Source organism: Streptomyces sp. LMG1-1-1.1, assembly GCF_040815545.1.
Lineage (GTDB): Bacteria > Actinomycetota > Actinomycetes > Streptomycetales > Streptomycetaceae > Streptomyces.
This window is the reverse complement of the sequence record NZ_JBFPNH010000018.1, coordinates 44,970-63,466: the sequence shown is the minus strand read 5'-3', so window position 1 is coordinate 63,466 and position 18,497 is coordinate 44,970. Positions and strand designations below refer to the sequence as shown.

The 18,497-nt window shown below is 72.8% G+C and carries 20 protein-coding genes; 12 read left to right on the top strand and 8 right to left on the bottom strand.

Annotated features, from left to right (window positions below; translation table 11 throughout):
• Positions 1-117 precede the first annotated feature (117 nt).
• Entirely contained in the window at positions 118-285 is a 168-nt protein-coding gene (locus MRBLMG1_RS09020; RefSeq protein ID WP_017239934.1) for a DUF3117 domain-containing protein, read from the top strand.
• A gap of 112 nt (positions 286-397) precedes the next feature.
• On the opposite strand, the gene MRBLMG1_RS09015 is transcribed toward MRBLMG1_RS09020, so the two are convergent.
• Positions 398-1,063, bottom strand: coding sequence for an O-methyltransferase (locus MRBLMG1_RS09015; RefSeq protein ID WP_367822499.1), 666 nt, complete (start codon positions 1,061-1,063; stop codon positions 398-400).
• A gap of 142 nt (positions 1,064-1,205) precedes the next feature.
• Here MRBLMG1_RS09015 and sigE point away from each other — a divergent pair, with 142 nt between their 5' ends.
• The 5 genes from sigE to MRBLMG1_RS08990 all read left to right on the top strand — a co-directional run bounded on the left by sigE (position 1,206) and on the right by MRBLMG1_RS08990 (position 6,065).
• A complete protein-coding gene (gene sigE / locus MRBLMG1_RS09010) occupies positions 1,206-1,964 on the top strand; it encodes an RNA polymerase sigma factor SigE (RefSeq protein ID WP_078623434.1) in 759 nt (252 codons plus the stop codon).
• On the top strand, positions 1,961-2,881 hold the full coding sequence (locus tag MRBLMG1_RS09005; RefSeq protein WP_367822497.1) for a zf-HC2 domain-containing protein: 921 nt from the start codon (positions 1,961-1,963) through the stop codon (positions 2,879-2,881). The genes sigE and MRBLMG1_RS09005 overlap by 4 nt, the downstream gene beginning before the upstream one ends.
• Before the next feature lie 76 nt (positions 2,882-2,957).
• On the top strand, positions 2,958-4,829 hold the full coding sequence (locus MRBLMG1_RS09000; protein ID WP_367822495.1) for a S1C family serine protease: 1,872 nt from the start codon (positions 2,958-2,960) through the stop codon (positions 4,827-4,829).
• Positions 4,830-4,920: 91 nt separating this feature from the next.
• Entirely contained in the window at positions 4,921-5,364 is a 444-nt protein-coding gene (locus MRBLMG1_RS08995; protein WP_367822494.1) for a sec-independent translocase, read from the top strand.
• 74 nt (positions 5,365-5,438) lie between these two features.
• On the top strand, positions 5,439-6,065 hold the full coding sequence (locus MRBLMG1_RS08990) for a hypothetical protein (RefSeq protein ID WP_367822492.1): 627 nt from the start codon (positions 5,439-5,441) through the stop codon (positions 6,063-6,065).
• 139 nt (positions 6,066-6,204) lie between these two features.
• Here the strand turns inward: MRBLMG1_RS08990 and MRBLMG1_RS08985 are convergent, their stop codons facing one another.
• Genes MRBLMG1_RS08985 through MRBLMG1_RS08975 form a run of 3 tightly spaced genes read right to left on the bottom strand, consistent with a single transcriptional unit; the run spans position 6,205 to position 9,225 of the window.
• Positions 6,205-7,338 carry an Mrp/NBP35 family ATP-binding protein gene (locus tag MRBLMG1_RS08985; protein WP_367822490.1) on the bottom strand — a complete coding sequence of 378 codons (1,134 nt, stop codon included), beginning with the start codon at positions 7,336-7,338 and terminating at the stop codon, positions 6,205-6,207.
• A gap of 44 nt (positions 7,339-7,382) precedes the next feature.
• The gene (locus tag MRBLMG1_RS08980) at positions 7,383-7,952 is read right to left on the bottom strand and encodes a DUF1003 domain-containing protein (RefSeq protein ID WP_367822488.1); all 570 of its coding nucleotides are present in this window, start codon (positions 7,950-7,952) and stop codon (positions 7,383-7,385) included.
• Positions 7,942-9,225, bottom strand: coding sequence for a magnesium transporter MgtE N-terminal domain-containing protein (locus MRBLMG1_RS08975; protein WP_367822630.1), 1,284 nt, complete (start codon positions 9,223-9,225; stop codon positions 7,942-7,944). The genes MRBLMG1_RS08980 and MRBLMG1_RS08975 overlap by 11 nt, the downstream gene beginning before the upstream one ends.
• 292 nt (positions 9,226-9,517) lie before the next feature.
• On the opposite strand from MRBLMG1_RS08975, the gene MRBLMG1_RS08970 reads away from it, so the two are divergent.
• A complete protein-coding gene (locus MRBLMG1_RS08970; RefSeq protein WP_367822486.1) occupies positions 9,518-10,276 on the top strand; it encodes a hypothetical protein in 759 nt (252 codons plus the stop codon).
• A 73-nt stretch (positions 10,277-10,349) separates the two neighbouring features.
• Here the strand turns inward: MRBLMG1_RS08970 and MRBLMG1_RS08965 are convergent, their stop codons facing one another.
• Both MRBLMG1_RS08965 and MRBLMG1_RS08960 read right to left on the bottom strand, forming a co-directional pair.
• Complete coding sequence (locus MRBLMG1_RS08965) at positions 10,350-10,856, bottom strand: hypothetical protein (RefSeq protein WP_367822484.1); 507 nt, start codon at positions 10,854-10,856, stop codon at positions 10,350-10,352.
• Between the two features lie 13 nt (positions 10,857-10,869).
• A complete protein-coding gene (locus MRBLMG1_RS08960; protein ID WP_367822482.1) occupies positions 10,870-11,997 on the bottom strand; it encodes a magnesium and cobalt transport protein CorA in 1,128 nt (375 codons plus the stop codon).
• A gap of 419 nt (positions 11,998-12,416) precedes the next feature.
• Here MRBLMG1_RS08960 and MRBLMG1_RS08955 point away from each other — a divergent pair, with 419 nt between their 5' ends.
• The 4 genes from MRBLMG1_RS08955 (at position 12,417) to MRBLMG1_RS08940 (ending at position 16,006) form a co-directional block, all read left to right on the top strand.
• Positions 12,417-13,001 (top strand): suppressor of fused domain protein, encoded by a 585-nt coding sequence (locus MRBLMG1_RS08955; RefSeq protein ID WP_367822480.1) that lies wholly within the window; start codon positions 12,417-12,419, stop codon positions 12,999-13,001.
• Between the two features lie 148 nt (positions 13,002-13,149).
• Positions 13,150-13,788, top strand: coding sequence for a DUF6758 family protein (locus MRBLMG1_RS08950; protein ID WP_367822478.1), 639 nt, complete (start codon positions 13,150-13,152; stop codon positions 13,786-13,788).
• Between the two features lie 218 nt (positions 13,789-14,006).
• A complete protein-coding gene (locus MRBLMG1_RS08945; protein ID WP_367822476.1) occupies positions 14,007-14,870 on the top strand; it encodes a PHP domain-containing protein in 864 nt (287 codons plus the stop codon).
• 530 nt (positions 14,871-15,400) lie between these two features.
• Positions 15,401-16,006, top strand: coding sequence for a MarC family protein (locus tag MRBLMG1_RS08940; RefSeq protein WP_367822475.1), 606 nt, complete (start codon positions 15,401-15,403; stop codon positions 16,004-16,006).
• Between the two features lie 104 nt (positions 16,007-16,110).
• Here the strand turns inward: MRBLMG1_RS08940 and MRBLMG1_RS08935 are convergent, their stop codons facing one another.
• Positions 16,111-16,263: a hypothetical protein gene (locus tag MRBLMG1_RS08935; RefSeq protein ID WP_017239951.1), complete on the bottom strand. Its 153-nt coding sequence runs from the start codon at positions 16,261-16,263 to the stop codon at positions 16,111-16,113.
• Between the two features lie 175 nt (positions 16,264-16,438).
• On the opposite strand from MRBLMG1_RS08935, the gene MRBLMG1_RS08930 reads away from it, so the two are divergent.
• Complete coding sequence (locus MRBLMG1_RS08930; RefSeq protein ID WP_367822473.1) at positions 16,439-17,368, top strand: NYN domain-containing protein; 930 nt, start codon at positions 16,439-16,441, stop codon at positions 17,366-17,368.
• Here the strand turns inward: MRBLMG1_RS08930 and MRBLMG1_RS08925 are convergent.
• The gene (locus tag MRBLMG1_RS08925; protein ID WP_367822471.1) at positions 17,352-18,257 is read right to left on the bottom strand and encodes an alpha/beta fold hydrolase; all 906 of its coding nucleotides are present in this window, start codon (positions 18,255-18,257) and stop codon (positions 17,352-17,354) included. The two genes, MRBLMG1_RS08930 and MRBLMG1_RS08925, sit on opposite strands and share 17 nt — an antisense overlap.
• Between the last annotated feature and the right edge of the window lie 240 nt (positions 18,258-18,497).

Here is an 18,497-nt window from a genome sequence, read left to right as displayed (position 1 = left end):
GGGTCCTGTGATGCGGGATAATGACCTGGAAGCAATGTGTTCGAAGCCGGTGACGCGTGCTCCACACCAAGGAGCTGCCCGGCTGACGATGAGCTGGTTTCAGGAAGGGGAACAAGCATGGCGGCCATGAAGCCGCGGACGGGTGACGGCCCGCTCGAGGTGACCAAGGAGGGGCGGGGCATCGTCATGCGCGTACCGCTCGAAGGCGGCGGTCGGCTTGTCGTCGAGCTGACCCCGGGTGAGGCCGAGGCGCTGGGCGACGCCCTGAAGAAGGTCGTCGGCTGACCCGACCCTCCACGCATTCATCCGCTGCCCCGGTACGGTCCGCCGCGCCGGGGCAGCGGTGCGTCCGGCCGCGGACGGGCCGGGGGCGGGGGGCCAGCGGTCGCGCGGGGCGTCAGCCGCGTCGGACGGCGCAGAGCAGGCCGTCGCCGACCGGGAGGATCGAGGCGATGAGGTCCTGGCTCTCGCGCACGGCCCGCAGCAGCTCGCGGACCCGCTGGACCTCCGGCGGCTGGGCGGCGGAGTCGACCGTGCGGCCGTCCGCGAAGACGCCCTCGAAGCAGACGAGACCCCCAGGTCGCAGCAGGCGCAACGATTCAGCGAGGTAGTCCAGGTACTCCAGCCGGTCGCCGTCGCAGAACACCAGGTCGTATCCGCCGTCCGCGAGCCGCGGCAGCACGTCCAGGGCGCGGCCGGGGATGAACCGGGCCCGGTTGCCCGCGAAGCCCGCCGCCCGGAACGCCGTCTTGGCCAGCTGCTGCCGCTCCGGCTGGAGGTCCACCGTCGTCAGCACCCCGTCCGGCCGCATCCCGTGCAGCAGATAGATGCCCGACACGCCCGTACCGGTGCCGATCTCCGCCACCGCCTTGGCGTCCGCCGTCGCGGCGAGCACCCGCAGCGCGCCACCGGTGCCGGGGGACACCGAGGGCAGCCCTGCCTCCCGGGCCCGCTCCCGGGCCCAGCGCAGAGCCTCGTCCTCGGCGACGAAGGCGTCGGCGAACGACCAGCTCGTCTGCCGGTTGGCGGTAATGGCCCTCTCCTGTCCCCGTAGTTGACGCAACGGTGACTGTATCCGCTGACAGCGGGAACCTGCTGATGGGACCGGGCGTTCACCAGGGGAGAGACGCGGCAGGAGGAAGCCGGGGGAGCCGGTTCCAAATTCGCGTAAAGATTCTTATCCGGAGCTAACGGGCGAGGTGGCTATGGTAGGGGCTCCACTGGACACCACCAGAGCCGACAGGGGAGGTGCGGCTGCGCCTGTGGATCGGGGAGGAGTGCTTCGGCGTCTTCTCAGGTCGGCGGGTGAGCCGAAATCCGTGACCGACACAGCTGACCGCTTCCGCACCACCGACTCCGCTCCCACCACCGCGACCTTCGCATCGGATGCGGAATCGCAGGCGTGGACCCCTCCCACCTGGGAGGAGATCGTCAGCACGCACAGTGGCCGGGTCTACCGCCTCGCCTACCGCCTGACGGGCAACCAGCACGACGCCGAGGACCTCACCCAGGAGGTCTTCGTCCGCGTCTTCCGCTCGCTGTCGACGTACACGCCGGGCACCTTCGAGGGCTGGCTGCACCGCATCACCACCAACCTCTTCCTCGACATGGTGCGCCGCAAGCAGCGCATCCGCTTCGACGCGCTCGCCGACGACGCCGCCGAAAGGCTGCCCAGCCGCGAGCCCTCGCCGCAGCAGGTGTTCAACGACACGCACTTCGACGCCGACGTGCAGCAGGCCCTGGACACCCTCGCGCCCGAGTTCCGTGCCGCGGTCGTCCTCTGCGACATCGAAGGACTGTCGTACGAGGAGATCGCCGCGACCCTCGGCGTGAAGCTCGGCACCGTCCGCAGCCGGATCCACCGCGGGCGCTCCCACCTGCGCAAGGCGCTCAAGCACCGCTCGCCCGAGGCCCGGGCGGAGCGCGCGCTCGCCTCCGTCGGATGGGAGGCAGGGACAGCGTGACCGGCACACGTCCTTCGTCGCCGACCCCCGCGGAACACCACCTGGGGGACCGGCTGGCCGCGCTCGTCGACGGCGAACTCGGCCACGACGCGCGCGAGCGGGTCCTCGCGCACCTCGCGACCTGCCCCCGCTGCAAGGCGGAGGCCGACGCCCAGCGCACCCTCAAGAGCGTCTTCGCGTCCGCGGCGCCCCCGCCGCTCTCGGAAGGCTTCCTCGCCCGGCTCCAGGGCCTCCCCGGCGAGCCGCCGGGCGGCTCCGGCGGCCCGGGAGGCCCCAGGGGGCCCCTCGAAGGGCTGCTCGCAAGCGGAGTGAAGTCCGACGGCTTCGCCACCGCCGCGGTCGTCACCCCGGGCCCGGGCGCCGCCGGCGGCGCCGGCTTCCGGATCCACGACGTCGGGGACCGCGCCGGGACGTCCGGGCGTGGCCGCCGTTTCGCCTTCGCCGCGGCCAGCGCGGTCTCGTTCGCCGCCATCGCCCTCGGCGGCACCCTGCCGATGGACACCTCGGTCAACGTGGGCGCACGCGGCGGCCAGGGCACCGGCAGCGCGGTCACCCCGCTGCGCGCCACCGGCACCACGGGCGGCGGCGGGAGCACGAGCCCCTCGTCACGCGGCACGCGCTCCGGCGAGCGCTACGGCGCCCAGTCCGTGGACGCCGGGGCGCTGACACCGCCGGCCTCGGCGGGCGTGCCCCACGGGCCCGTCGCGACGGCGCCCTCGGGCGCGGTCCCGCCGGGAGCGGTGCGCGTCGACGCCGCACCGCTGGTGGCCGTGGGGGTCCGGAACCCGGCACCGCAGTCGCTCCTGGCCCTTTCGCCGTTCATACGGCCGACCGCTCCGGCCCTCCGACTGGCCTTCGCGCCCGACCCCGCCACGGGGTCGACGTCGACGGCCGTACCGCTCGTCGCCCGGCGCTGACCCGAGACCTGGTTGAATCCAGGGACACGGGCGCCCGACCCAGGGGCGCGGACGGGTCAGCGGTTGCGGGGAGAGCATGAACAACGGGAAGCCGAACTGGTGGAGCCGGCCGTCGAACACACCGGAGGCGGCGCGGATACCCACGCCGCCGCCGGCCGAGGACGGCGACGGTGACTTTCCCCTGCCCGCACCCCAGCCGTCCGCGGCGCCCGACCCGGCCGTCCCGGCCGAGCCCGGGCCGGCCGCCGACCTGACGGAGACGGCGCCGACGGCCGGGTTCGCGGTGTCGGAGCCGCAGCCCCTCAGGGCCGAGCCCCTCCCGGCGGAGCCGCCGAACGCCGAACCGGCGAACGCCGAACCGCCGAACGCCGAACCGCCGGTGGCCGGGCCTCCGGCCGAGGCCCCGTCGTCCGGGCCCGCGCCGGCCGTCGGGCTGACGAAGTCCGCACCGGCGTCCGACGCCGACGCGGCGCCGACCGCGCCCGTCGCCGTACCCCCGGGGGACGAGACCCGGGGCGCGGTCTCCGTGGCGCAGGCCGAACCCGCGGCGCCGCAGCCGCTGCACGCCCCCGACGAGTACCGCACGCCGCCCTACGGCGAGCCGGGGCCGTGGGCGCCCGCGCCGCCCGTACAGCGCCCGCCGGCCCCCGTACCGCCGCAGCAGCAGGCGGCCGTGCCTCCGGCGCAGCCGCACCCGCAGCATCCCCAGCCTCAGCCGCACCCGCAGGGGCCCGTGCCGCCGCAGGGCGGCGGGTCGCCCTGGGTGCAGTACGACCCGTGGGGGGCCGGCGGGCCCGGGTTCGCGTTCGAGCCGGCTCCCGCGAGGAAGTCCCGGAAGGGCCTCGCCCTCGCGGGCGCGCTCGTCTTCGCCCTGATCACCGGCGTCGTCGGCGGCGGGATCGGCGCGTACGTCGAGCGCAACGGCGGCCTCACCACCGTCGAACTGCCGCAGGCCGAGGCCGGGGACACCGACCGCGCCCCGGAGAGCGTCGCCGGGATCGCCGCGAGCGCCCTGCCCGGCGTCGTCACCCTGCACGTCCGGGGCAACGGCTCCTCCGGCACCGGCACCGGCTTCGTCCTGGACACCAAGGGCCACATCCTCACCAACAACCACGTCGTCGACGGGGCCGCGTCCTCCGAGGACATCTCGGTCACCTTCTCCAGCGGCGAGACGGCCCGCGCCAAGCTCATCGGCAAGGACGCCGGCTACGACCTGGCCGTCGTCCAGGTCACCGGCGTCTCCGGCCTCAAGCCGCTGCCCCTCGGCAACTCCGACAACGTCCGGGTCGGCGACCCCGTCGTCGCCATCGGCGCCCCCTTCGACCTCTCCAACACGGTCACCTCCGGCATCATCAGCGCCAAGGAGCGCCCCATCACCGCCGGCGGCGAGAAGGGCGACGGCAGCGACGTCAGCTATGTCGACGCGCTCCAGACCGACGCCCCCATCAACCCCGGCAACTCCGGCGGCCCGCTCCTCGACTCCAAGGCCCGGGTCATCGGCATCAACAGCGCGATCCGCGCCGCCGGCGGCGGCTCCGGCGAGGGCGAGGGCGCCGGCGCGAGCCAGCCCGGCTCCATCGGCCTCGGCTTCGCCATACCGATCAACCAGGGCAAGCGCGTCGCCGAGGAGCTCATCAACACCGGCAAGGCGACCCACCCCGTCATCGGGGTGAGCCTCGACATGCAGTTCAACGGCGACGGCGCCCGCGTCGGCGAGAAGGGCAAGGACGGCTCCGCCTCCGTCACCGCGGGCGGCCCGGCCGCCAAGGCGGGGCTGCGGCCGGGAGACGTCATCACCAAGGTCGACGGCCAGCGGGTGCACAACGGCGAGGAGCTCATCGTGAAGATCCGCTCCCACCGCCCCGGCGACAAGCTGGAGCTCACGCTGACCCGCAACGGCAAAGAGCTGACAAAGACGTTGACCCTGGGCTCCTCGCAGGGCACCTGAGGGTCATGTGATGGATGCCGCAAGGTACCCGTCGGGCAGTTTCGGCGGGTACCTTGGACCGGGCCCTGGACCGGCGTGAAGGAGCTACTAGGTGTTCAGCGACATAGGCGCACTCGAGCTGGTGGCTCTTGTGGTGCTCGCCGTGCTCGTCTTCGGGCCGGAGAAGCTCCCGAAGGTGATCCAGGACGTCTCGCGCTTCATCCGGAAGGTCCGTGACTTCTCGGACAGCGCGAAGGAGGACATCCGCAGCGAGCTGGGGCCGGAGTTCAAGGACTTCGAGTTCGAGGACCTCAACCCCAAGACGTTCCTCCGCAAGCAGATGGAGCAGAACGACGACCTGCGGGAGCTGAAGGAGCTGCGGGGCAGCTTCGACCTCAAGAAGGAGATGAACGACGTCGCCGACGCCGTCCACGGCCGCGCGAGCGCGCCCGCCGCGGTCAACGGCTCCCCGGTCAACGGCACTCCGGACCTCCTCAAGAAGCAGGACAAGCCGGACACCGGCGAGCGCCCGCCGTACGACTCCGACGCGACCTGACGACGGGCTGTCACCGACCCGACGCGTCCTGGTGGCTATCCTCCCTCTGTTGACGGAACGAGGAGGCGGCCGAGATGGAGACCACGAGTCGGGCGGAGGGCGTGCCCACGGCCCGGCGGACCGCCGAGGGCTACCTGCGCGCGTCCTTCCCCTGGTACGGCCTCGATGAGGCGTTCACCGGCCCCCGCCGGCTGATGCAGGTCGGCACGGCAGCGGACGGCAGTGTGCAGCACGGATCGACCGGGCACGGTGACACGCCGTCCATAAAGTCGGACGTGAGCGGCGTGGAGAAGGAGCGCTTCGCCGTCGTCGTGACGGTCGCGGCGAGCCCGGTGCGGCGCACCGGCGACGGCACGGGCGTCCTCGACGCCACCACGGTCTCGTCCGCCGCCTGGCTGGCCGGTTCCGGGCTGCTCGTCCACACCTGGCCCGCGTCGCTCGACCACGCGACGCGCGACAACTGGCTGGACCAGCAGACCGAGACCGCCTTCGAACTCGCCGACGACCTCACCGGTCCCGCCTGGTCGACGCTGTCGCTGCCGGTGGACGGCGTGCCGGCGCCGTTCCACTACCGGGAGTCGGAGTTCGGCTGGGTCCTCGCGGGGTCCGCCCCCGGGGTCCACATCGGGGCGTACGGGCGGGGGATGAGCGCGTACGGGCTCGGCTTCTCGCAGATCAAGGACCTCGACGCCTACGCGTGACGGCTGACGCCTGGCCCTGACGGCACGACGCCTGACGGCAGGACGTCTGACGGCGTGACGGCGTGACGGCGGGACGGCATGACGAAGGGGCGCCCCGGAACCGGGGCGCCCCTTCGGCGTACGGCCGGAAGCCGTACCGCTAGAACTTGTTGCGGGGCGTGATGCCCAGGCTCATGCCCGAGAGGCCGCGCTGACGGCCGCCCAGCTTGCCGGCGATGGCGCGCAGGGCCGCGCCCGCCGGGGAGTCGGGGTCGGAGAGGACGACCGGCTTGCCGTCGTCGCCGCCCTCGCGGAGCCGTACGTCGATCGGGATGGAGCCGAGGACCGGGACCGTCGCGCCCGTGGTCTGCGTCAGGCCGTCCGCGACCTTCTGGCCGCCGCCGGTGCCGAACACGTCGACCATCTCGTCGCAGTGCGGACAGGGCAGGCCCGCCATGTTCTCGACGACGCCGACGATCTTCTGGTGGGTCTGGACGGCGATCGAGCCGGCCCGCTCGGCGACCTCGGCGGCGGCCTGCTGCGGGGTGGTGACGACGAGGATCTCCGCGTTCGGCACCAGCTGCGCGACCGAGATCGCGATGTCGCCGGTGCCCGGCGGCAGGTCGAGCAGCAGGACGTCCAGGTCGCCCCAGTACACGTCCGCGAGGAACTGCTGGAGCGCGCGGTGCAGCATCGGGCCGCGCCACACGACGGGGGCGTTGCCCGGGGTGAACATGCCGATGGAGATGACCTTCACGCCGTTCGCGGACGGCGGCATGATCATGTTCTCGACCTGGGTCGGACGGCCGTCCACACCCAGCATCCGCGGCACGCTGTGGCCGTAGATGTCGGCGTCGACGACACCGACCTTCAGACCGTCGGCGGCCATCGCCGCGGCCAGGTTCACGGTGACGGACGACTTGCCGACCCCGCCCTTGCCGGAGGCCACCGCGTACACCCGGGTCAGCGAGCCGGGCTTCGCGAACGGCACCTCGCGCTCGGCGCCCGTGCCGCGCAGCGCCGCCGCCAGCTCCTTGCGCTGCTCGTCGCTCATCACGTCCAGCGAGACGTCGACGCCCGTGACGCCCTCGACCCGGGAGACGGCCTCGGTCACGCGCTGCGTGATGGTGTCGCGCATCGGGCAGCCGGAGACCGTCAGGTACACCGTGACGGCGACCCTGCCGTCCGGTTCGATCTCCACCGACTTGACCATGCCGAGCTCAGTGATCGGCTTGTTGATCTCAGGGTCGTTCACCGTCGCCAGTGCTGCGAGCACCGCGTCTTCCGTAGCCATACCGACGATGGTACGGCGCCGACCACCGGCCCATGAAAGCCCTGTCAACGGTCGGGTACGTCACTTCCGCGACCGTCGGCCGACGGGAATAGATCCCGGCGCTCCTCCAGCTCCTTGATCAGGTCCTGGAGCTCCGACCGGATCCAGTCGCGGGTGGCGACCTCGCCGAGGCCCATCCGCAGCGCCGCGATCTCCCGGGTCAGGTACTCGGTGTCCGCGATCGACCGCTCGTTCTGCTTCCGGTCCTGCTCCAGATTGACCCGATCCCGGTCGTCCTGCCGGTTCTGGGCGAGCAGGATCAGCGGCGCCGCGTACGAGGCCTGGAGGGACAGCACGAGCGTCAGGAAGATGAAGGGGTACTCGTCGAACTTCAGCGACGACGGCGCGAAGACGTTCCACCCGATCCAGACGACGACCGTCAGGGTCATCCAGACCAGGAAGCGCCCCGTCCCCAGGAACCGGGCGATCCGCTCCGAGAGCCGTCCGAACGCCTCGGGGTCGTACTCCGGCAGCAGCCTGGCCCGCCGCTCGCGCGGCAGGTCGAGGCGGATGCGGGGCGACGGCCGCTCGCGGTCCCGCTCGCGCTCCCGGTCCTGCGTCCGCTCAGCGGCCATGCGGGGCCCCCTCTTCGTGGAACTCGGTCTCCCGCCAGTCCTCCGGCAGCAGGTGGTCGAGCACGTCGTCGACGGTGACCGCGCCGAGCAGCGAGCCGCTCTCGTCCACCACCGGCGCCGCCACCATGTTGTACGCGGCGAGGTAGCTGGTCACGGCCGGCAGCGGGGTGTCCGGGCCGAGCGGCGGCAGATCGCTGTCCACGAGCGAGCTGACCAGGGTGAACGGCGGGTCGCGGAGCAGCCGCTGGAAGTGCACCGTGCCCAGGTACTTGCCGGTCGGCGTCTCGTCCGGCGGCCGGCACACGTACACCTGCGCGGCGAGCGCCGGCGACAGGTCCTGCTGCCGGACCCGGGCCAGCGCGTCCGCCACGGTGGCGTCGGGGCGCAGCACGATCGGCTCGGTCGTCATCAGACCGCCCGCCGTGCGCTCCTCGTACGCCAGGAGCCGGCGCACGTCGGCGGCGTCGTCCGGCTGCATCAGGGTGAGCAGCCGCTCCTGGTCCTCCTCCGGCAGCTCGGACAGCAGGTCGGCCGCGTCGTCGGGGTCCATCGCCTCCAGGACGTCGGCCGCGCGCTCCTCCTTCAGCTTGCCGATGATCTCGACCTGGTCGTCCTCGGGCAGCTCTTCGAGGACGTCGGCGAGCCGGTCGTCGTCGAGGGCCGCCGCGACCTCGGCGCGCCGCTTGGGGGAGAGGTGGTGCAGGGCGTTGGCCAGGTCGGCGGGGCGCAGCTTCTCGAAGGTGGCGACGAGGTTCTCGGCGCCCTGCCCGTGCTCCTCCAGGGAGAAGCCGGTGACGGCCGACCACTCGACGGTCAGCGTCTCGCCCTTGCGGCTCAGCACCCCGCCCTTGCCCTTGCGGACGAAGACCTTGTCGATCTCCCAGTCGCGGCGGGCGGGCAGCTGCTGGATGGCGACGTCGAGGACGGTGACCTCCTCGCCCTCCCGCCCGTCGCTCCCGACGAGCCGGACGCGCCGGTCGAGGAGTTCGCCGAGGACGAGCCGCTCGGTGGGGCGCTGCTCGAAGCGGCGCATGTTGACCACGCCGGTGGTGATGACCTGACCGGACTGGACGCCCGTGATCCGGGTCATCGGCACGAACACCCGGCGGCGGCTCAGCACCTCCACGACCATGCCGAGCAGCCGGGGCGGCCTGCGGCCCACCCGCAGCATGGCCACCAGGTCGCTGACGCGGCCGACCTGGTCGCCGACGGGGTCGAAGACGGGGACTCCCGCCAGGTGGGAGACGAAGATCCGAGGGGCGCCTGCCGCCATGCCACGCGCCTCCTCGGTGCCGCACGATTCGAGTCGTCGCAGAGCTGTGCCGGTCATGGCAGAGCTTTGCCGGGTTCAGGCTAGCCCGTGCCGTTCCGACCCGCCCTGGCAGTGCCTCCGTACGGCTGCCTGCCGGGCCCGTCACCCGGCCCGGGTACGCTGCGGTCTGCCGTCCCCCCATCGGCCCCCGCACCGGACCCGGCCGTTCCGCCGGTCGGGAGCGCGGCCCGCCCGCCGGCACCCCGTACGGGCCAGGGCCCGTCGCACCCCCACGAAACGAGAGGCAGCGCAGATGACCGTCCGCACCCCGTCATCGCGTATCCGCAGGGCTGTCACGCCCCTGGCGCTCTGCGCCGGACTTGCGGTGGGACTCACGGCCTGCGCCGCCGATCCGGACGAGGGGACGAACGGGGTCGGGAAGCTCACCGCGCCCGAGATCGAGCGGAAGGCGCAGGCGGCGGCCGACACGGCGAAGGCGGTACGCCTCTCCGGCACGCTGGTCAGCAAGGGCGGCACCTTCAAGCTGAACATGCGCCTGAAACAGGACGGCGCGACCGGCTCGGTGACCACGAAGAACAGCACCTTCGAGCTGCTGCGCGTCGGCGACGCCCTCTACCTGAAGGCCGACGCGGGCTTCTGGGCGCATGACGACAAGGCGACCGAGGCGCCCACGGAGGCGGACTCCGAGGCCGCCGACAAGCTCGACGACATGTACGTGAAGGTGCCCCAGGGCGACCCCTCGTACAAGCAGCTGCGCGGCTTCACCGACATGGGCCCGCTCCTCGACGGTCTGATCGCCCTGCACGGCGATGCCGTCAAGGGCGACCGCGACCAGATCGGCGGCGTCCGCACGGTCAAGGTCAAGGGCGGCGCGGACGGCGAGGGCGGCACCCTCGACGTGGCCCTCGAAGGCTCTCCGTACCCCCTGCAGTTCGCGCGGGGCGGCGGCGCGGGCGTCGTCGTGCTCTCCGAATGGAACCGCGACTTCCCGCTCGCCGAGCCGTCCACGGAAGAGACCCTCGACTACGGCAAGCAGCTGCCCCGGACCTAGGCCCTGCCCGGGCCCTGGGCCATGCCCCCGGACCTAGCCCTGCCCGGGCCTGGGTCGTGCCTCGCGCGCGGGCCTAGCGGCGCTTGCGGCCGAACAGGAGCTTCGGCAGGGCGGCCGGTACGGGGCGGCGGGTGGTCGCCTCGGTCGGCAGCGGGACGGCGGACAGGGAGCCGTCCGGCAGATCGGTCGTCGAGGTGTGCGGGTCGAGCCGCAGGACCCGGCACTCGCGTGCCCAGCGGCCCGGCATCGCCTCGCCGTCGGGGGCGTTGAGCCGCTTGCCCTTCAGCTCGGCGACGGCCGCCTCCCACGCCTCGCTGCCGGGGGCGAGCTCGCGCACCGTGGCGGTCCAGGCGACGAGCCGGCCGCCCTTGTCCTTGCTGCGCACGGTCACCTCGGCCGTACCGCCGTCGGCCAGGCCGGGCAGCGGCTGCTCCCCGGGTCCGTCGCCGACGACGTGCGCGGCGCCGTCGTGCCAGACGTGCCAGAGCGCGCGGGCGGGGCCGGTGCCGCGCACCCAGACGAGGCCGGACTTCTTGGTGGCCTCCTCGACGAGGGCGCCGGTGAGCAGCGTGTCGGTCATGGCCGAAGCCTATCTAGAGCCAGCCGTTGCGCTTGAGGGTGCGGTGGATGGTGAAGCAGATGGCGATGATGCCGGTGAGCACCATCGGGTAGCCGTACTTCCAGTGCAGTTCGGGCATGTGGTCGAAGTTCATGCCGTACACGCCGCAGACGGCCGTGGGGACGGCGACGATCGCGGCCCACGAGGTGATCTTGCGCATGTCCTCGTTCTGCGCGACGGTCGCCTGCGCCAGGTTGGCCTGGAGGATCGAGTTGAGGAGCTCGTCGAAGCCGACGACCTGCTCCTGGACGCGGGCGAGGTGGTCGGCGACGTCGCGGAAGTACTTCTGGATGTCGGGGTCGACCAGTCGCATGGGCCGCTCGCTGAGCAGCTGCATCGGGCGCAGGAGCGGGGTGACGGCCCGCTTGAACTCCAGTACCTCGCGCTTGAGCTGGTAGATCCGGCCGGTGTCCGTGCCGCGGGTGGAGCCCTTCGCGGCGGGCGAGAAGACGTCGATCTCGAGCTGGTCGATGTCCAGTTCGACGGCGTCGGCGACCGCGATGTAGCCGTCGACGACGTGGTCGGCGATGGCGTGCAGCACGGCGGAGGGGCCCTTGGCGAGGAGCTCGGGCTCGCCCTGGAGGCGGTGGCGGAGGTTGCGCAGGGAGCCCTGGCCGCCGTGGCGGACGGTGATGACGAAGTCGGGGCCGGTGAAGCACATGACCTCGCCGGTCTCGACGACCTCGCTGGTCGCGGTGAGTTCGGCGTGCTCGACGTAGTGGATGGTCTTGAAGACGGTGAAGAGGGTGTCGTCGTACCGCTCCAGCTTGGGTCGCTGGTGGGCGTGGACGGCGTCCTCGACGGCGAGCGGGTGCAGCCCGAACTCGGCCGCGATTCCGGCGAATTCGGCCTCGGTCGGCTCGTGGAGGCCGATCCAGGCGAAGCCGCCGCTCTCCCGGACCTGGTGCATCGCGCCGCGCGGCGTGAGGCACTCGCGGTCGTCGATCCGGCGCCCGTCGCGGTAGACGGCGCAGTCGACCACGGCGCTGGAGGCCGAGTGGTCGCGGGTGGGGTCGTACGAGGTGTACGTGGTGGGCGTCTTGCGCAGGCTGTGCCGCAGGCTCGGGCGGACGGCTGCGGTGAGGTCACGGATCATCGACACGGGCGTGCTCCTTCACGGATCGGCCGTCGGCGCGGAGCGTGGCACAGCCCGGAATGAGGACGGAGAGGTACGTCGTCCACAAAGCGGGCGGCACCCGGAGAGGCGCGGTGACGGCGGTCGCTACAGACAGGGAAAGGCGAAATGCTCTTCCGTCGTGCGAGATGCCGGAGGGGCGGGTCCGTACGGGACCCGGACGTCACCGGAGGGAGCGCACCTGGCGGGGGTGCGGAGCGGCGGAAGAGCTGCTGGTACTGCCCGACCGACTTCGGTCCATCGCAGTCCCACCTCCTCCGGCCGGTCCCCTGTCGGGGATGACGTGTGACGAGCAGTCGGGAATCCCGACCAGTGGCCAACACTATCAGCCGACAGAGGGTCAATCCCTTACTTTGCCCGTTCCATACGCGATCTATGCTCCCTCCATGGCAGAAGTTCTTGCACTGGTCGAGGCCCGGCTGCGGACGGCGCTCGGAGAACCGGACGCGCGGGCCGCGGTGACGTTTCTCGGGACGGATCGGATCGAGGTGCTCCGGTTCATCGACGGCGATCTCGTGCGCTACGCGACCCTCGGCATGTCCGCGCAGCCGATGGCCGACCCGACGGCCGCGCTCGCCGACCCGGTGAAGGGTCCGCGCGCGGAACTCGTCCTCACCGTGCGGGCGGGGCTCGCCGACACCGACAAGGTGCTGCGGCCGCTCGCCGTGCTCGCCTCCACCCCGCAGGTCGAGGGCGTCATCGTGGCGCCCGGCGCCTCGCTCGACGTCGGCGACCCGCTCTGGCCCGGCGCCGCCTTCAGCTCCGTCCTGGTCGCCGAGTCCGGCGGCCTCGTGGAGGACCTCGAACTGGACGACCCGATGGACCCCGTCCGCTTCCTGCCGCTGCTCCCGATGACCCCCAACGAGGCCGCCTGGAAGCGGGTCCACGGGGCGCAGGCGCTGGAGGAGCGCTGGCTGGCCCAGGGGACGGACCTGCGCGATCCCCTGCGCGGGTCCGTGAAGCTGGACTGAGGCCGGGGGGTCCCGACCCTCGCCCGCCCCGTCCGAATCAGTCGTTTCAGGGGCGTATGTCCACCAAGGGTGAACGGCCCGGGCCGGACGGGTGATCGTCCGTGGGCGTCCTTGACGCGGGGCGGAAGAGCTAGGACCGTTGAGCCCTATGAGGGGCGAACCCAGTTGTCCGAAGTGCGGTGGCCGGGTCAGGGCGCCCGGTCTCTTCGCCGACTCCTGGCAGTGTGACGTGCACGGCTCGGTGTACCCGCTCCAGCCCGTGATCCCGCCCAGCGTCGAGGCGCTCGGTGTCGTGGTGAACCGGTCCCATGTCCCGGTGTGGATGCCGTGGCCGCTTCCCGTCGGCTGGCTCTTCACCGGGGTCGCGTACGCCGGTGACGACCGCAGCGGCGGTCGTGCGACCGCCGTCGCGTGTTCGGGACCCGGCCCCCTCGGCGGGATCGGCGAGCTGGTCCTCGTCGCCGAGGAGCTCGGCGTCGGCCTCGGCGCCCGGTACGCCGGCATCGACGGGCCGGATCCCGGACCCGGCATGTCCATCGACAAGCCGCCCCAGACGAAGGTGCTGGCCGCCGGCCGCCCCACCCCGCTCTGGCACGTCAACGGCGCGCCGCAGGACCGCGCGGTCTTCGCGGGCGAGGCGCGCGGCATGTGGCTGTGGGCCATCGTCTGGCCCGAGCAGTCCGGTCTCCTCATGTACGACGAACTCGTCCTGACGGACCTGCGCGACGCCGGCGCCGAAGTCGAACTCCTGCCGTGCGGCGCCCTCACCCCGAGGCTCCTCGGCTAGCCACCGGCCGGGTCCGCGGCCGGGTCCGCGCCCGGCCTTCGCCCGGGTCCCCCGTCCGGGTCCCCGCCCCGTCCTCGCCCCGTCCTCGCCCCGTCCTCGCCCCGTCCGCGCCCGGTCCGCGCCCGGGGGGAGCGCCTGACGTTCCGTACGGGCGTGTTCGATTCGCCCGTTATGCTGGAGCGTCCCTCGTCCGTGCCGAGCCCCCGGAGTACCGCGTCGTGCGCATCGATCTGCACACCCACTCCACGGCGTCCGACGGCACGGACTCGCCGGCGGAGCTCGTACGGAACGCGGCCGCGGCCGGGCTCGACGTCGTCGCGCTGACGGACCACGACACCACCCGCGGCCACGCCGAGGCGATCGAGGCGCTGCCCGAGGGACTGACCCTGGTCACCGGGGCCGAACTGTCCTGCCGCGTCGACGGGATCAGCCTGCACATGCTGGCGTACCTCTTCGACCCGACGGAGCCCGCGCTCCTCGCCGAGCGCGAACTCGTCCGGGACGACCGGGTGCCGCGCGCCCGCGCCATGGTCGGCAAGCTCCAGGAACTCGGCGTCCCCGTCACCTGGGAGCAGGTCGCCCGGATCGCCGGCGACGGCTCCGTGGGCCGCCCGCACGTCGCCGAGGCGCTCGTCGAGCTCGGCGTCGTACCGGACGTGTCGGGGGCGTTCACGCCCGAGTGGCTCGCCGACGGCGGCCGGGCGTACGTCGGGAAGCACGAGCTCGACCCGGTCGACGCGATCCGCCTGGTCAAGGCGGCCGGCGGGGTCACCGTCTTCGCGCACCCGCTCGCCGTCAAGCGCGGCCAGGTGCTGCCCGAGGCCTCGATAGCCCGGCTCGCCGAAGCCGGACTCGACGGCATCGAGGTCGACCACATGGACCATGACGAGGCGACGCGCGCGCGGCTGCGCGGGCTCGCGAAGGAGCTCGGGCTGCTCCCCACGGGCTCCAGCGACTACCACGGCAGCCGCAAGACCTGCCGCCTCGGCGAGTACACCACCGACCCCGAGATCTACGGCGAGATCACCCGCCGTGCGGCGGGGGCCTTCCCGGTCCCCGGCGCGGGGGGACCTGCCGCCTAGCCCTGGCGCGCGCGGCCCTGACACGGGCCGGGCAGGTACGGGCAGGGCAGGTACGGGCGGGGCCGCGTATGGCCTCGGCGCGGTCCCGGCTGCGGGGCCGTGGTCAGGGATGTGATCCGGGACCGTGGTCCGGGACGTGATCCGGGACCAGGTTCGGCGGGTCCGGTGCTCCGCACCCGAGCTGCCGGGCTCTGCGGTCCGGACCCGATCCCGTCCGGACCTGATCCCGTCCGGACCTGATCCCGTCCGGCTCCGTGTTCGTCCCGACTCCGCGAGGTTCCGTTCTCCCGAGCCTTGCGGGCGGCCGCCCGTCGTTCCCGGAGGTGCATGCCGGGCCGGACGGTCCCGTCCCGTGTCCGGCGCGTCGCCGCCTTCCGCCCAGGGCCCTTTTCCTCCTGGTCCGCCCCCGTACGGTTCCACGCCGTGCGCGGGGTGGCGTCCTTCCTGCCCTGCCCCCGGAACCCTGCATTCCGCACCGGGGGCCAGGGATCACACCCCACTGTTCGACCTCTCCCGCAAGGCACCCCAACGTGTTCGACGTCGCCGTCTTCGGCTCGCTGTTCCTGACCCTCTTCGTGATCATGGATCCCCCCGGGATCACGCCGATCTTCCTCGCCCTCACCTCCGGCCGCCCGGCCAAGGTGCAGCGCCGGATGGCCTGGCAGGCCGTCACGGTGGCCTTCGGCGTCATCACCGTCTTCGGCCTGCTCGGGCAGCAGATCCTGGACTACCTGCACGTCTCCGTCCCCGCGCTGATGATCGCGGGCGGTCTCCTGCTGCTGCTCATCGCGCTCGACCTGCTCACGGGCAAGACCGACGAGCCGAAGCAGACCAAGGACGTGAACGTCGCCCTGGTGCCGCTCGGCATGCCGCTGCTCGCCGGTCCCGGCGCGATCGTCTCGGTCATCCTGGCCGTGCAGAACGCCGACAGCGTCGCCTCGCAGGTCTCGGTCTGGACGGCCATCGCCGCCATGCACGTCGTGCTGTGGCTGACCATGCGCTACTCGCTGGTGATCATCCGGGTCATCAAGGACGGCGGTGTCGTCCTGGTGACGCGGCTCGCGGGCATGATGCTCTCCGCCATCGCGGTGCAGCAGATCATCAACGGCGTCACCCAGGTGATCCAGAACGCCTGACCGGCGGCCCGGGGCGGGTGCCCCGGACGCCACTGCGCCCCCGTACGGATTCCGCTCTTGCGAAGTCCGTGCGGGGGCGCGGTGCGTGGTGTGGACCGGGCCTGTTACGAGGCCGAGGTCTCGGCGGGGCGGATCCAGATGCGCTGGCCGATCGCGGCGGCCTGCTGCACGATCCGATTGACGGAGGAGGCGTCCACGACGGTCCGGTCGACGGGCGTGCCGTCGATGTCGTCGAGTCGCAGGATTTCGAAGCGCATGGGCTTCTCCCTTCGTCTGAGTTGATCCTCCTGATGGAGAACTGCGTTACACAGGGGTCCAACGAGATGCACCCTGCAAACATTCCTTACGCTAAGGAAAATTTTCGGATGGCTAACTACTGACGGGTATGAGGGTGTGGCGGCCGCGCCCCGACCGGCGGACAATGAGCCGCGTATGAACGACGCACAGACCACTCAGGTGACCGAGACGACCGCCCGCCTCCGCGAACTCGACGCGCGCCTGGAGCGCACCAACGAGCTGCTTCAGCGAATGCTGGCCGAGGTGGCCAAGACCCCTTCCACCCACGCCATCTTCGTCGACGCCGGTTACGTCCATGCTGCGGCCGGGTTGCTTGTGGCGGGCACCGAGGACCGGCGCTCCTTCGACCTCGACGCGGAAGGCCTCATCGAGGCCTTCATCGACAAGGCCCGCACGATCTTCGCGGACAGCAGACTGCTCCGCGTCTACTGGTACGACGGCGCCAGACGCCGCATCCACACCCCCGAACAGCAGGCCATCGCCGAACTGCCCGACGTCAAGGTCCGCCTCGGCAACCTCAACGCCAACAACCAGCAGAAGGGCGTCGACTCCCTCATCCGCACCGACCTGGAGTCCCTCGCCCGCCACCGAGCCATCAGCGACGCCGCCCTCGTCGGCGGCGACGAGGACCTCGTCTCGGCCGTCGAGGCCGCCCAGGGATACGGCGCCCGCGTCCACCTCTGGGGCATCGAGGCCGCCGAGGGACGCAACCAGGCCGAGGCGCTCCTCTGGGAGGTCGACAGCCAGCGCACCTTCGAGCTGGACTTCTGCCGCCCGTACGTCACCCGGCGCCCGGTCACCACGTACGAGAACGAGGGCGAGCCGCCGCCCTCCCGCGAGGAGGTCCGGTTCGTCGGCGCCCAGATCGCCGCGACCTGGCTCGGTGAGCGCGGCCGGGACCGGCTCGCCGAGCTCCTGCCCAGCGCGCCCTACCTGCCCGGGCCGGTCGACCAGGACCTGCTCGTCGAGGCGGAGCGCCTGCTCAGCCGCTCCCTGCGCGGACACGCCTCGCTCCGGCGCGCCCTGCGGGACGGCTTCTGGCAGCACCTCAAGGCGCAGTACTGACCTCGGCGGCGGGGGTGCCGCCGACGGGCGCGTCCGACCGCTCCCAGAAGGCGGCGAGACGGTCGGTCAGCTCCCGAGGGTGCGACACGTTGGGGGAGTGGCCGGCGCCCGCCACCACCGTGTGGTGCGCACCGGTGCGGGCCGCCGTCGCCGACAGGTCCGCCGGCGGCCAGACCGGCTCGTCCGCCCCGTACGCGATGTGCAGCGGCATCCGGAGCGTGGACAGCTCCTCGGTGCCGTCCTGACCGTTCACCAGCAGCCGTCCCGCTCCGGCGAGTTGGGCGATCCGCGTCCGCATCCAGCGCCGCCGCAGGAACTCCGTCAGCTCCGGCGCGTCCGTCGCGCCCGGCTCCTCGCCCCGGCTCTCCAGCCGGCACATCGCCTGCCACACCCGCTCCTTCGGGAGCACGGCGAGGGCCCCGCGCAGCACCCGCACCCGTATCCGCTGCGGCCGGGCCACCGGACCAGGGCCCGAGGAGAGCAGGGTCAGCGAGCGGAAGGCACCCGGGGCGAGCGCGGCCGCCGCCCGCGCCACCAGGCCGCCGAACGAGTGGCCGACCAGATGGACGGGCCCGTCCCCGAGCGCCGCCGCCTGCGCCACCGCGTCCAGCGCGAGCGCCCTGCGGCGGTACGCCCTCCGGCCCCGCGGGCCCGGGCTCTCGTGCTGGCCCCGCCCGTCGACGGCCACCGCCCGGTACCCCGCCTCGCCCAGCGGCCCGAGCAACGCCAGGAAGTCCTCCTTGCTGCCCGTGAACCCCGGTAGCAGCAGCACCGTCCCCCGCCGCTCGCCCACCGGCGCCGCGTCCAACACGGCGAAGTCACCGCGCGCGGTGACCAGCCGCCGGGCGCGAGTGCGAGGCGGGAGCACGAGGGAACGCGGCTTGCTCATATCTGGACTGTAGCGGCGCGAGGCGAAGGCGGCCGCGCGGGCCGGACGGGGGCGGGGACGAGCCGTGGACGGGGCCGTAACGCCGGGGGGCGGGTCCTGGTCCCAGGGCGGGGGCGGGGGCGTGACGCGGTCGTGCGGCCTGGTCAGGGGAGGGACGCGGGTCGTGACACGGGCGTGCGGCCTGGTCCCTTCCCTGGGCAGGGGCGGGGTTGTGACGCGGTCGTGCCGCGGCCCGGTCCC